Here is a 14,339-nt window from a genome sequence, read left to right as displayed (position 1 = left end):
TGGAAACCGTACATGTTTGTTACTTAATTACTCTGCGTTCAGGGCCGCCTCAATGAATCCCTTAAATAATGGATGGGGCCGGTTGGGCCGGGATTTAAGCTCCGGGTGGGCCTGGGTGGCAATGAACCAGGGGTGGCTGGGGATCTCCACCATTTCCACGATCCGGCCATCGGGGGAAATGCCGGAAAGCTTCATTCCGTTCTGGGTAAGCAGCTGACGGTAGTCATTGTTTACCTCGTAGCGGTGGCGGTGGCGTTCGTGTATGGTCTCCTGGCCGTATACCTGGTATGCCTTGGAGGACTTGTCCAGTACGCAGGGATAAGAGCCCAGCCTTAAAGTGCCTCCAATGTCCTCCACCCCGTCCTGTTCAGGCATGAGATGAATGACAGGATGGGTGGTGGCAGGATTTAACTCCACGCTGTGGGCATCCCTGCAGCCGATCACATTGCGGGCAAATTCCACTATGGACAGCTGCATTCCAAGACAGAGTCCAAGGAATGGAATGTTGTGTTCCCGGGCATACTGGATGGCGTATATCTTGCCATCAATCCCGCGGTCACCGAATCCGCCGGGCACCAGGATTCCCTTTACACCGCCAAACAGCTGTCCTGCATTTTCCTCAGTGACTGTTTCTGAATCCACCCACTTGATATTTACATGGGCATGGTTTGCAACTCCTCCGTGTTTTAAGGCCTCCACCACGGAAATATAGGCATCATGTAGCTGGATGTATTTTCCTACCAGGGCTACGGTCACTTCCTGCTTGGGATGTTTCCAGGCATCGATCATATTCTGCCAGTCCGTCAGGTCAGGTTCGGGACAGGGAAGATTCAGGCATTCGCAGGCTGACTGGGCCAGGTGCTCCTGCTCCATGACAAGGGGTACTTCATATAGCACGTCCACATCCAGATTCTGGAGTACGTGGTGAGGGGGAACATTACAGAAAAGGGCAATTTTGTTTTTGATGCCTTCGTCCAGGGGCTGCTCAGAACGGCAGACAAGGATGTCAGGCTGGATTCCCATTCCCTGAAGGTCTTTGACGCTGGCCTGGGTGGGTTTGGTCTTGAGTTCGCCGGAAGCTTTCAGGTAGGGGATCAGGGTTACGTGGATCATGCAGGTGTTTCCGGGACCTGCCTCGTGCTGGAACTGGCGGATCGCCTCCAGGAACGGCTGGCTTTCAATATCGCCTACCGTACCGCCGACTTCGATAATGGCGATCTCGGTTTCGGTTTCAGAGTAGTTGCGGTGGAAGCGGCTCTTGATCTCATTGGTAATGTGGGGGATTACCTGTACCGTACCTCCGCCAAAGTCTCCGCGGCGCTCCTTGTGCAGCACGGTCCAGTAGACCTTGCCTGTGGTCACGTTGGAATTCCTGGTAAGGCTTTCGTCAATGAAGCGCTCATAATGTCCCAGGTCCAGGTCGGTTTCGGCGCCATCGTCTGTCACGAATACTTCTCCGTGCTGGACCGGGTTCATGGTGCCGGGGTCAATGTTGATGTAGGGGTCGAATTTCTGCATGGTTACTTTGTAACCTCTTGCTTTCAGCAGTCGGCCAAGGGATGCGGCTGTGATTCCTTTGCCAAGGCCGGAGACAACGCCGCCTGTAACAAATACGTACTTGACTGGCATAGTGGGGATACCTCCTTTTGATTGGTGTGACCTGCTTTTGTTAATGTGTTAATAGTATCAAAAAAATAACTGATACATTATACATCCACATGAAAAATAAATCTAGGACTTTTTGTAAAAAATTAAGAAATTTAATTGTTCTTTTCTTGATTTATGGGGAGACTGACACTATAATGGTAGAGAATGGGTTTTTGTTGGGAATTGATAGATGACCTATTCAGAGGGAGAATTAGTACGATATGGATAATAATAACAAACAAGATCCAAATACGAAGAGCAACTGGCAAACTATCACCATGCTCCTGATAGCTGCCCTGCTTACATTTGGCCTGGTGAGCTGGATGAACTCCTACTTAAACTCCAAGCGGCGGCAGGAACTGTCCTACAATGAGTTTGTGACAATGGTGGAGACAGGGGATGTGGAATCCATCAAGATCGGAAACTCGGAGATCACAGTTATTCCAAAGTCAGGCAATACCAAGTATTCCCAGGATCTGGATTACTATGTGGTAAAGGTGCCGGGGGACTATAAGTTTGTGGACCGGTTCCTGGAGTACAATGTGGATACCCACCAGGAGAAGAATGACACCAGCACCCTGCTGCTGGTCCTACTGAATTATGCGGTGCCCTTCCTGTTCCTGCTGTTCCTCATGAACTTTACCATGAAGCGGATGGGCGGCGGCGGAATCATGGGGGTTGGCAAGAGCAATGCCAAGATGTATGTGCAGAAGGAGACCGGCATCACCTTTAAGGATGTGGCCGGGGAGGATGAGGCAAAGGAATCCCTGACCGAGATCGTGGACTTCCTTCACAATCCCGGTAAATACACCAAGATTGGCGCCAAGCTCCCCAAGGGCGCTCTGCTGGTAGGCCCTCCCGGAACAGGTAAGACCCTTCTTGCAAAAGCGGTGGCAGGTGAGGCCCATGTGCCATTCTATTCCCTGTCCGGTTCCGATTTTGTGGAAATGTTCGTGGGCGTGGGTGCATCCCGTGTCCGCGACCTGTTTAAGAACGCAACAGAAAATGCCCCCTGTATCATTTTCATTGATGAGATCGATGCCATTGGCCGCAGCCGTGACAGCCGTATGGGAGGCAATGACGAGCGTGAGCAGACCCTGAACCAGCTTCTTTCCGAGATGGACGGCTTCGATTCCACCAAGGGACTTCTGGTTCTGGCAGCCACCAACCGCCCGGAGATCCTGGACCCGGCTCTGCTCCGTCCGGGACGTTTTGACCGCCGTGTTATCGTGGATAAGCCTGACCTGAACGGGCGTATCAACATACTTAAGGTCCACTCCAAAGACGTGCTTCTGGATGAGAGCGTGGACTTTAAGGAGATTGCCCTGGCCACCTCCGGCGCAGTGGGCGCCGACCTGGCCAACATGATGAACGAAGCAGCCATCAACGCGGTTAAGCATGGCCGCAGCGCAGTATCCCAGAAGGATCTGTTTGAGGCAGTGGAAGTGGTTCTGGTGGGCAAGGAGAAGAAGGATCGGATCATGAGCAAGGAGGAGCGCCGCATCGTGTCCTACCACGAGGTGGGCCATGCGCTTGTAAGCGCCCTTCAAAAGCATTCCGAGCCGGTACAGAAGATCACCATTGTTCCAAGGACCATGGGCGCTCTGGGGTATGTTATGAATGTTCCGGAGGAAGAGAAGTACCTGAACACCAAGAAGGAGCTTGAGGCCAGACTGGTAGAGCTGATGGCGGGACGCGCGGCGGAGGAGATCGTATTTGAGACGGTTACCACCGGAGCGGCCAACGACATCCAGCAGGCCACCAATGTGGCGAGAGCCATGGTAACCCAGTACGGAATGTCGGATAAGTTTGGCCTTATGGGTCTGGAGTCCCAGGAGAACCAGTATCTCACAGGCCGTAACGTATTAAATTGCGGTGATGCCACCGCTGCCGAGATCGACCAGGAAGTGATGAAGATACTGAAGGATTCCTATCAGGAGGCCATCCGCCTGCTCAGTGATAATAAGGATGCCATGGATCAGATCGCCGCTTTCCTGATCGAGAAGGAAACCATCACCGGCAAGGAGTTTATGCAGATTTTCCGCAGGGTAAAGGGAATACCGGAGCCGGAGGAAGAAAAGACGGATGAGGATGCCGGGCAGAAGACGGATGAGGATGCTGCACGGAAGGCAGAAACCCATACATCGGAGCAAAAGGACGGGGACCATGGGCCAGACCAAAGGGATGAGAACCATGGGCCGGATCAAAGGGATGAGCGACAGACGCCGGACAGCGGCGCAGCAAAACCCCAGTCCCAGGTTCAGCCTGACGGATCAGGTTCGGGCAGCCGCGGAGATGGCCAGAGGTTTGGTTCCGGTGAAAACCAGGAGACGATCTGGAACCACCCGGGAGATGAATATAACAAGTAATTAAATATGACCCATATGTGCAGCGGGGTACCAGTTGGTTGGTGCCCCGCTGTTTTTATGCCCGCTTTTGCCCCCATTTTCCCGCTGTCCTGAACTGTTACATATTTTTAATGCTTCCCCTCACGTTCTCTGATATAATATTGTGGACAGACTGTGTGCTGCCCTATAAAAACTATCCGGAGGAACGGGTTATGAAGCATATGTCATTCCGCCTGAAGCTTACGCTGGCATTTATTGTGACAGCCATGATCGAGGGCGCCCTGATCGGCGGTTTATCCTATTGCCACAGCAGGGATATTGTGGTTAAAAATAAAAAGCAGGAGATGTCGGATACCATCAACCGAATCGATATCAACATCAATGTCAAGGTGCGCTATATCATGGAAGTGCTGGACAATGCAGCGGACAGCGAACTGGTCCGCGGAGCCTGCTTGTCGGGGTGGGACAAGGGGGAGAGGAGTATCCGCAGGACCTATCTGGATGATTATTGCTCCAGCCTTATTAAATCCATTGGTGAACAGATGGAGATTTCCATCATCAACCGGTCAGAGATCTTATACACCACCGGTGATACGGAGATGGGAGATCCGCAGGATGTATCGGATGGTACTCTTGACGTCTATTACCAGGCAGTGGGGGAACGGTATAACAAAGCGGTGTGGGCCGGGATCATGCCCGCGCTTTTTGCCCGGCCCCGGGAGGAGCGCCAGGTGGTGACAGTTGCCAGGGCGATTATGGATGACCGGGGGGACAGGGTCCTGGGGATGATGCTTATTGAGCTGGACCCGGACATGTTCAGCAATCTTCTGTTGGGAAACCAGGGCCTGTTCCAGTACCAGTACCTTTTTATCGTGGATCAGAAGGGAGAGGTCATATGCAGCAATCCCAAGGTGAACAAGGGATGGCAGGAGGAGATCGATGACCGGTTTGAACGGGGGATCCGCCGTTTCGACCTGGAATGGAGGGGGAAGGAATACTATGTGTGCGGACAGTACAACGGAGTTACGGGATGGAAATCCTACTCCGCCATCCCATCAGAGGGCCTGTTCCCCCAGGCCAAGGATCTAAACAGCGCCATCTGGCTGGTGGTGATCATGTGTACCATTGGAATCGCAGCAGTGATCGCCGTACTGGTCTATGCCATGGCCAGGCCCATCAAGCGGCTTTCCAGGGCCATGAGCCAGGTGCAGGAGGGGGATTTTACCGTGCGTGTGCCGGAAGGGAGAAAGGATGAGATCGGTGAACTGATGGATTCCTTTAACTACATGGTGGATAAGATCAATACCCTGATCCGTCAGGTTTATCAGGAAAAGATAGCGCAGAAAAACGCGGAGGTACAGGCGCTGCAGGCCCAGATCAACCCTCACTTCCTGTACAATACCCTGGATTCAGTGAACTGGATGCTGATCGACCGGGAGGAGTACGACATCAGCGACATTATCATTTCCCTGGGCAGTCTGATGCGGTACTGCATCGAGGATGAGAACGCCTTTGTACCCCTGGACAGGGAAGTGGAATATGTGTTAAGCTATCTAAAGATACAGAAAAACCGTCTGGAGGACAGGCTGGAGTATCAGGTGGATGTGGACGAATCCGTGCGGGAGGAAAAGGTACCCAAGCTGATTCTCCAGCCCATGGTGGAGAATGCGATCACCCACGGCATTGAGCCCCGCAAGCAGAACGGTATCGTGAGTATCCTGATCATGGATGGGGGAGATGAGATCCGGATTTCGGTAAGGGATAACGGGATCGGAATGACGCAGGAACAGCTGGACCATCTGAAGGAGGAGGTTCCGGACCTGGGAAAAGAGGGACATACGGGAATCGGGATCAGGAACGTGGACAGGCGCATCCGGCTCCATTACGGTGAACAGTACCGCATCAGGATTGAGAGCGTGTATGGTATGGGAACATCCATTTATCTGAGGATACCAAAGGAAACTCCGGAGCCTGAGCCGGAAGAAGGGAGGGAGGATGAAAGGTGAAATTAATGATTGTGGATGATGAGCCGAAGATCAGAAAAGGTCTCCTGAAACTTCTGGGGGCTAGGGAGGGATGGCAGGTAAGCGGGGTCTTTGAGGATGCCCATTCGGCCCTGACCGCCCTCTACGACCAGGAGGCGGATGTGATCGTCACAGACATCAAGATGCCGGAAGTGTCGGGGCTGGAGCTGATCCGGCAGATCCGTGAACGGAACCAGGAGATCCGTATCGTGATCCTCAGCGGCCACAGCAATTTTGCCTATGCCCAGAAAGCCATTGAACTGGGGGTGACCAGGTATCTGTTAAAGCCCACTAATCCAAGGGAACTGATCGCAGTCCTGGAAGGAATTGAAAAGGAATTGGAACCCGCCCGGGAGGAGGGGGAACAGGAAGGACAGATCCAGGGGGACACAGCGGCGGACAACCTGGCGGATGGGGATAGTGTCGGGAATCTTTTGGTGCAAAAGGCGATCCGGTACGTGGAGGTCCACTACGGGGGAAGGATCACCCTTAAGGATATGTCTGAGGAGCTGCACCTGTCCCCCAACTATCTGTGTGAGCTTTTTAAGCGCCATACAGGGAAGAACCTGATGGAGTATGTGACCGAGTACAGGATGATAAAGGCCAGGACCTATCTGAACCATGTGGAGTATAAGGTGTCAGATGTGGCTGAGATGGTGGGGTACAAGGAGGCCAAGTACTTTAGCAGCGCATTTAAAAAAACCTATGGTATCACGCCCCTGGAGTACCGCAATAAAAAATAAAATATTGGAAAATGATGTAAAAGACTGGAAATATGACGAAAAATCATATCCAGTCTTTCTTTTATTAAGCAATACTTACAAAATCCGTAATATTTTGGAGTAAATAGTAATCTGACAGAATTGTGAGTCCAACGGGCTGCTGATATACTATTGGTACAAGAAATTGGTAACCGTCAGTCCATTGGGGAATTAAAGCTGAGATGTCAGATAGCAGATACAGGACCCTGAGGGCGGACACGCAAAAAAGGAGGATTAAAATTATGAAGAAACGATTAGGCGCATTACTGTTGGCAGCATCCATGGCAGTGAGTACAGTTGCCCTGGGAGGCTGCAGTTCCGGCAAACCGGCTGAGACCAAAGCAGCCACTGAGGCGGCGGCACCAGCTGCAGGGGACAGCAAGGAAGCGGATACAAAGACTGCGGATACAAAGGCAGCTGAGGCAGCAGCACCCGCCACAGAGGGAAAGAGCGCAGCTGATTATAAGATCGTACTGATCCTTCCCGGACCCATCAATGACCAGAGCTGGAACGCAACCAACTACGCGGGTCTGGTGGCCTGCAACGAGACATTGGGAACCAATATGGAGTATGTGGAGAATGTGCAGGCATCTGACTATGAGTCCACCTTCCGTGAATATGCAGAGAGAGGCTATGACCTGATCATGGCGGCCGGATCACAGTTTGATGAGGCGGTTGGGGCAGTTGCCCCCAATTATCCTGACACCACCTTCTGCGCTGTCAATGGTTCCAAATGTGACGGCGACAATGTGGCTCCTATTTTCCCAAAGGAATATGAGGCCAGCTATGTGGCATCCATTATCGCAGGTTATGTGACGGAGAACGGCAACTTTGCAACCATCGGCGGTTTCCCCAATGAGCCAATGGAGCACCTGATGGATGTATATGAGAAGAATGCGGTTGCCATTGCAAAGGAGAGAGGCATCTCAGAGGCAAAGGCAACAAGGGCATATGCCAACAGCTGGGATGATGTGGCGCTTGGCAAACAGATGGCAGAGCAGATGATCGACAATGGAGCGGATACATTATTTGTATACGCAAATGAGGTTGGATTGGGCTGCATTGAGGCGGCAAAGGCAAAGGGAGCCAAGTTCATCGGCTTTTCCAGCGACCAGACCACCATTGACCCCAATACCGTGGTTGCATCTGTAAACTTTGATTTTAAGAACTTCTATACATGGGCCATCAGCCAGTACATGGAGGGCAAGCTTTCCGGCAATATGGTCCACGAGGCTGGAATCAGCGAGGACATTTTCGTACCAGTATACACTGATAACATTACCGATGAGGTGAAGGCTGCGGTTGACCAGGGACTGAAGGATTTTAAGGACGGTAAAGTTGATCTGCAGGCAATGTTTGAAAAGTAACAGGAAATAACAGGGAGGGCCTTAACAGCCCTCCCGGATTGATTAAAGGAGGATGACGCTTGTGGATACGCCGTTTTTTGAGTTGAGGAATATATCAAAATATTTTGCCAGGGTAGTGGCCAACAAGGACATTTCCTTTTCCATCCAAAGAGGTGAGGTCCTGGCTCTGCTGGGTGAAAACGGGGCTGGTAAAAGTACGGTCATGAAGATCCTGTACGGACTTTATAAGGCGGACGAGGGACAGATATTCATGGATGGAAAGGAACAGAAGATCAGCTCTCCAAGGGACGCCATGGCCCTGGGTATTTCCATGATACAGCAGCATTTTTCCCTTGTAAACGCGCACACGGTGACGGAGAATATCGTACTTGGCAATGTCCACGGCGTGATCGATTATGACAAATGCAGGCGGGAAGTGGAGGACCTTTCAAAGCAGTATGGGTTTGATATTCCGGTGGATGCAAAAATTGCCGATCTGGCCGTGGGGGTACAGCAGAAAGTGGAGATACTGAAGGCATTGTACCTGAAGACCAGCCTGCTGATCATGGATGAGCCAACGGCTGTCCTCACCCCCCAGGAGTCAGAAACCCTGATGCAGTTTGTAAAGGATTATACGTCCAGGAGGAATTCAGTTATCTTTATTACCCATAAGATGAAAGAGGTAATGGAGGTGGCTGACAGGATCATTGTTATGAGGAACGGACGCCTGACCGGCGACCTGACAGCGGATGAGACCAGTGAGGTGGAGCTGGCAAGGCTTATGATGGGAAAGGAAATGGTGGTTGCAAAAAGGGAAGAGAATGAGGGGGACAGGGACAGGAAGGTGTGCCTTGAACTTCAGAATGTGACGGTCCGGCATAGGGGCGCCCTGCCCGTACTTAATGACCTTTCCTTCCAGATCATGGAGGGCGAGATCTTCGGTGTGGCCGGGGTCAGCGGCAACGGACAGGAGGAACTGTGCGAGGTCATCTGCGGCGCCCTTCCCGTATCATCCGGCCGTGTCTTCCTTAAGGGAAGGGATATCACTTCCACCTCTGTGAGGGAGCGCATCAGCCTTGGAATCGGCTATGTGCCCGTGGACCGGTACCGGGATGCCATGGTAGGGGAAATGACCCTGGCTGAGAATATGATGTTAAAGACCAGCTTTGACAGAAAATGGACGGATCACGGTTTTCTCAATAGGAAAAAGCTGTATGAATATACCCTAAAAGCCATTAAGGACTTTGAGATCAAGGCGCCGGGACCAGATGCCCAGATACGGGGTCTGTCTGGCGGCAATCAGCAGAAGGTGATACTGGCCAGGGAGGTCAACAATGCAGGTGAGATGCTGGTTATGGACCAGCCCACCAGAGGCTTGGACCTGGGTGCGATCAACAACATCCATACCAATATACTGGAAGAGCGCAGGAAGGGAAAGAGCATCCTTTTAGTGTCCACGGAGCTGTCTGAGATATTTGAACTGTGCGATAGGATCGCTGTTATCTACAAGGGCGCATTTATGGGAATCTACCGCCATGACGAGCTGACCACAGAGCGGATCGGGCTTTTGATGGCAGGATATAAAGAAGAGAAGGGGGCATAAAGCATGAATGCAAAGATAAGGGATATGATCGTGACCAATGCGGTTGCGATCCTTGCGGGCCTGCTTCTCAGCGGTCTGATGCTTCTCCTGTTACATATTAACCCATGGGAGGTATTTACCTACTCTGTGACCACCATGCTCACGGATAAATATACCACAGGCGAGGTGTTCCTCAAGGCAACGCCCCTGATCTTTACCGCGCTGGCATTTGCATTTACCTTTAAGGCAAACCTGTTTAATATCGGCGCCCAGGGGCAGTTTTACATGGGAGCAGTGGCGGCCATTGCGCTGTCACTCCAATTGGACGGAAAGGTTCCCACCCTGGTCCTGCTGGTGGTCGTATGTCTGGCGACCGCGCTGGCAGGAGGGCTGATCGGAGCATTGATCGGTTTTTTGAAAGCCCATTATAAAGCTAATGAATTCCTGGTAAGCATGATGTCGACCTATGTGGCTTTAAACGTGATGAACTATCTGCTGCGCACCTTTTTAAAGGAATCCAAGGGGGAATATCCCCAGACAGATGCCATTACCAGAGCCGCATGGCTGCCGACCATTGTCAAGGGGACCAGGCTGCATGCCGGTTTTGTGGTGGCTGTTCTGGTGGCTGTGGGCATATGGATCCTTCTGTACAAGACACCTCTCGGCTACCGCATCCGGGCAGTGGGAAGCAATGATTCCGCGGCCAGGATGTCCGGCATCAATTCAAAAAAGATATTTGTGATTGCATTTTTTATCAGCGGAGCCCTGGCGGGTATGGCCGGATTTACGGAGGTAAACGGGGTGCAGCACATGCTGATCCAGGATTTTAACAGCGGCGTGGGTTCGGCCGGTCTGGGCATCGCCATTCTGGCAAATGCAAACCCCATCGGTATTATATTTGCGTCCATCCTGTTTGGTGCCCTGGGAGTGATGGGCAACCTGATGGGCCGCATGCCGGGGGTAAACGTGCCGTCCAGTATTGTGGATCTGATGCAGGGATTTGTCATGTTGTTTGTAATCATCTCCTATTTCTTCAGACATTACCTGGAGAACAGGAGAGAGAAGCTTAAACTGCAGAAAGGAGCGTAAAGCTGTATGATCGTAAGTTTATTAAAACGGGCATTGATGATGAGTACGCCCCTGCTTTTCGGCTCCATTGCAGAGGTGATCGCAGAGCGTTCCGGTATGATGGTAACCGCCATAGAGGGGATTTTCCTCATGGGCGCCTGGGGTGGATTTGTGGGAACTTATATAACGGGAAATGCATTCATCGGCATCCTGTGCGCCATCCTGGCAGGGGTGACCGCTGCGGCTGTGTACGGCGTGGTGTGTATCTATTTAAAGCAGCACCAGGTGGTTACGGGAACTGCCATCAACGTGCTGGCAGCCGGTATCTGCACCTACCTTCAGAGAGTGTTTTTCGGCGTACCTACAGCGCCTCTGAAAATCAGCCCATTGCCGGAGATCGCCGTTCCGGTTCTCAGCAGGATCCCGGTTCTTGGGCCGGTCCTGTTCCAGCAGAATATACTGACATATGTGGTGTATCTGATCATACCTGTGTCTTATTTTATGCTGTTTAAGACATCCATCGGACTGACCATCCGCTCCACGGGAGAGAATCCTGAGGCTGTGGATGTGGCTGGTATCAATGTGAATACGGTGCGTTTCCTGACCGTATTGCTGGCCGGCATGATGGGCGGAGTAGCAGGCGCATTTTACTCCGTAGGGTATCTTGGGATGTTTACCACCAACATGATCGGCGGCCGCGGATGGATTGCATTTGCCATCTGTTTCCTGGGGAACTGGAACCCCAAGGGAGCGGTGATCGGCACGGTTGTGTTCGGTCTGGCAGAGGCTTTGGCTATCTATATGCAGTCCATGGGCGGAGGCGGAAACTTCCCCAACGAGCTGTTTATCGCACTCCCCTATATACTGACAATTGTGCTGACCGTTTCCAGAAAAAGCTTTAATGTGCCGGCCAAGCTGGGGGTTACATACAGTAAGGAGAATTGATTTTCTGGTAAACATAAAAGCGCGTGCCATTTGACACGCGCTTTTATGGCTGGATTTATAGTAAATATCTTTTTAATAAGCGGGTTAATTCCTTCACATCAATGGGCTTTGCTATATGAGCATTCATACCGCACCCCAAGCAACGCTGTATGTCATCAGAAAAAGCATCTGCGCTCATAGCTATGATTGGAACAGTTAAGGCATCCGGATGATTCAGCTCCCGGATTGCTTGCGCAGCCTCATATCCCGTCATGTGCGGCATCCGTATATCCATAAGAATAACATTGTAATATCCCTCTGGTGATTTTTGGAATTTTTCCAAGCATATCCGGCCGTCTTCTGCCCAATCCAATTCCACGCCCAGATCGGATAACAGTTCATTTGCAATCTCCCAGTTAAGCTCATTATCCTCAGCAAGCAGGATACGGCGCCCGGACAGATCAACATCCTGGTTCAATGTCCGGCTATTTGGTGTTCCAATCCCCATATATTGGCGCAGCGCATGGAATAGTGTGGATTTAAACAAAGGTTTGGAAATAAAACCGCTGATACCCGCCTCCCGGGCTTCGGCTTCAAATTCACTCCAGTCATATGCAGAAATCAGCAGTATCGGTACTTCATCCCCTAAATTGCGCCGTATCTCTTTTGCAACCTGGATCCCATTCATGCCAGGAAGTTTCCAATCTAACAGAATTATTTGATAATCCTCTCTCTTTTTGCGGTGTTGGTTAACCAGTTCTATGGCCATTTCCCCGCTTAATGTCCATTCAGCCTTTATTCCAATGGATTTTAGCGTGTCCATGGCTGTCCTGCATAATAATTCGTCATCATCCACCACCAGCATATTCCAAGAGGGGAGAACCATATTCGTTTCCAGTGTAACTGCTTTTTCAAAATCAAACATGAGAAGAAATTCCGTACCTTTATCAAGCTCACTTTGTATGTGGATGGTTCCTTCCATCGCGTCCACAATGTACTTTGTAATCGCCATCCCCAAACCGGCACCCTCAGTTTTATGTATTCTGGCTCCATCCGCACGGCTATAGGATTCATAGATTCTTTTCAGAAAATCTGGCGACATACCAATTCCGTTATCCTTGACCTTGATATGAATTCGGACGTAATTTTCTCCTTTGGGAGATGTTTCTTCAGAAAAGGATAACTGAATTGCCCCTTCCTCCGGTGTATACTTAGTTGCATTGGATAAGAGATTCAGCAAAACCTGATTCAAGCGTACGCCATCGCACCACACATTTTCTGTTATGATATTTTCAACATGAATGTCAAAGGTTTGCTTTTTTGCCTTAACCTGTGGCTGCATAATGTTGACAATTCCCTCAACAACTTCCTTTAGTGAAATCTGCTCTGTTGTTAAAGTTAATTTACCGCTTTCAATTTTAGACATATCCAAAACATCATTGATCAGCCCTAATAGATGTTTGCTCGATAATGTGATTTTTCTAAGGCAATTCTGTACCTGTTTCCGGTCATCTATGTGGGCTGTGGCAATCGCAGTCATGCCTACAATTGCATTCATGGGTGTACGGATGTCATGGCTCATATTTGCTAAAAATTCACTTTTGGCTTTGTTCGCTTCAAGAGCCTCCTGCCGGGCCTTCTCCAATTCATGCAGCTGAGAGCGTGTTATGGAGAAATACCGAAGAAAAATCAATGTTAGAATGATTAAAACGGAAGCACAAGACACCAATGTCATGAACATACGCTGGCTGCTTAGGTTGTTTATGGTATCGTCCAATATACTGTAAGGCATTACCGATACTAAATACCACTCAGAATAAGGTAATGATATACCATAGATCTGCCGTTTTTCGCCGTTTACTTCAAATATTCCAGCATATTCTTTATGATCCTTTAGCGCAGCGCCAAATTTTTGAAGTGAATGTTCTTCAGATGAATCATTTGCCGTGGAATCAAGCTGCTTTTGCAGTTGTTCAAAGAGATACCATAATTCAGTGTTGGGGTTTTGTATTACAAAACTTCCGTCCGGCCTGATTATATGATAATACATCAGCTGCCCTTCATCCTTTAAGGATAGGAATTCGGTAATATATTCCAAAGGAACGGCCGCTATCAGGCCGGCGCTTCCATCCCCATTGCGCATGGGATAAGCGGCGTCAACGCCAAACAATACCACTTCATTTCCAGCAGAATCAATGCCGACAGCAACGCGTTGTTCCCCTTGCAGGAGTGCTTCCACAAAAGGCTTTGGGTTAAGGGGCTGTATTGACTGCCCATAAAGAGGCTGAAAGTCTCCCTGGGCAGAACACAGTGCTAAATAGTCAAATTCCCTGATCTGTGCCCTGTAAATGAGCTCCCCATATAGCTTTTCTGTATCGGTATTATCTGTTGGGACAACGGAAACAATGCCTTTGACCTGATTAAAACGCAATTTAATGACAGTTTCAAAGTGTCTGGACATTTGTTCATTCATTCCAGACATATAAATTTTTCCGATTTCGTAAACGGCTTTTTCACTCTTTTGGCTCATATAAAATCCCAGCAGGCTAAAAATGATAATACTAAAAATTAATAGCCCAATGAAACTGCATATTAGAAAACGTGTTGTAGGATTCTTCTTTATATTTTTTTCCACTGTT

9 protein-coding genes are annotated in these 14,339 nt (G+C 50.2%); 7 read left to right on the top strand and 2 right to left on the bottom strand.

Features of this window, described 5'->3' with window-relative positions; translation table 11 throughout:
- Window positions 1-27: 27 nt before the first annotated feature.
- Entirely contained in the window at window positions 28-1,629 is a 1,602-nt protein-coding gene (locus CLFS41_RS11345) for a CTP synthase (RefSeq protein WP_007867415.1), read from the bottom strand.
- Between the two features lie 239 nt (window positions 1,630-1,868).
- Here CLFS41_RS11345 and ftsH point away from each other — a divergent pair, with 239 nt between their 5' ends.
- The 7 genes from ftsH to CLFS41_RS11310 all read left to right on the top strand — a co-directional run bounded on the left by ftsH (window position 1,869) and on the right by CLFS41_RS11310 (window position 11,721).
- A complete protein-coding gene (ftsH, locus tag CLFS41_RS11340) occupies window positions 1,869-4,016 on the top strand; it encodes an ATP-dependent zinc metalloprotease FtsH (protein WP_007867413.1) in 2,148 nt (715 codons plus the stop codon).
- Window positions 4,017-4,207: 191 nt separating this feature from the next.
- Window positions 4,208-6,001, top strand: a complete 1,794-nt coding sequence (locus CLFS41_RS11335; protein WP_007867411.1) for a sensor histidine kinase — start codon at window positions 4,208-4,210, stop codon at window positions 5,999-6,001.
- 5 nt (window positions 6,002-6,006) lie between these two features.
- On the top strand, window positions 6,007-6,762 hold the full coding sequence (locus CLFS41_RS11330) for a response regulator (RefSeq protein ID WP_207740068.1): 756 nt from the start codon (window positions 6,007-6,009) through the stop codon (window positions 6,760-6,762).
- Between the two features lie 260 nt (window positions 6,763-7,022).
- On the top strand, window positions 7,023-8,147 hold the full coding sequence (locus CLFS41_RS11325) for a BMP family protein (RefSeq protein ID WP_045092338.1): 1,125 nt from the start codon (window positions 7,023-7,025) through the stop codon (window positions 8,145-8,147).
- Between the two features lie 61 nt (window positions 8,148-8,208).
- Window positions 8,209-9,729: an ABC transporter ATP-binding protein gene (locus CLFS41_RS11320; protein WP_082082565.1), complete on the top strand. Its 1,521-nt coding sequence runs from the start codon at window positions 8,209-8,211 to the stop codon at window positions 9,727-9,729.
- A 3-nt stretch (window positions 9,730-9,732) separates the two neighbouring features.
- Entirely contained in the window at window positions 9,733-10,797 is a 1,065-nt protein-coding gene (locus CLFS41_RS11315) for an ABC transporter permease (RefSeq protein WP_007867395.1), read from the top strand.
- Between the two features lie 6 nt (window positions 10,798-10,803).
- Window positions 10,804-11,721 carry an ABC transporter permease gene (locus CLFS41_RS11310; RefSeq protein WP_007867390.1) on the top strand — a complete coding sequence of 306 codons (918 nt, stop codon included), beginning with the start codon at window positions 10,804-10,806 and terminating at the stop codon, window positions 11,719-11,721.
- Window positions 11,722-11,776: 55 nt separating this feature from the next.
- On the opposite strand, the gene CLFS41_RS11305 is transcribed toward CLFS41_RS11310, so the two are convergent.
- The gene (locus CLFS41_RS11305) at window positions 11,777-14,335 is read right to left on the bottom strand and encodes a hybrid sensor histidine kinase/response regulator (protein WP_045092336.1); all 2,559 of its coding nucleotides are present in this window, start codon (window positions 14,333-14,335) and stop codon (window positions 11,777-11,779) included.
- Window positions 14,336-14,339 lie beyond the last annotated feature (4 nt).

The organism is Clostridium sp. FS41, from assembly GCF_000954015.1.
GTDB classification, from domain to species: Bacteria; Bacillota; Clostridia; order Lachnospirales; family Lachnospiraceae; genus Enterocloster; species Enterocloster citroniae.
The sequence above is the reverse complement of the archived record's forward strand: the minus strand, read 5'-3'. Positions and strand labels throughout refer to the sequence as shown.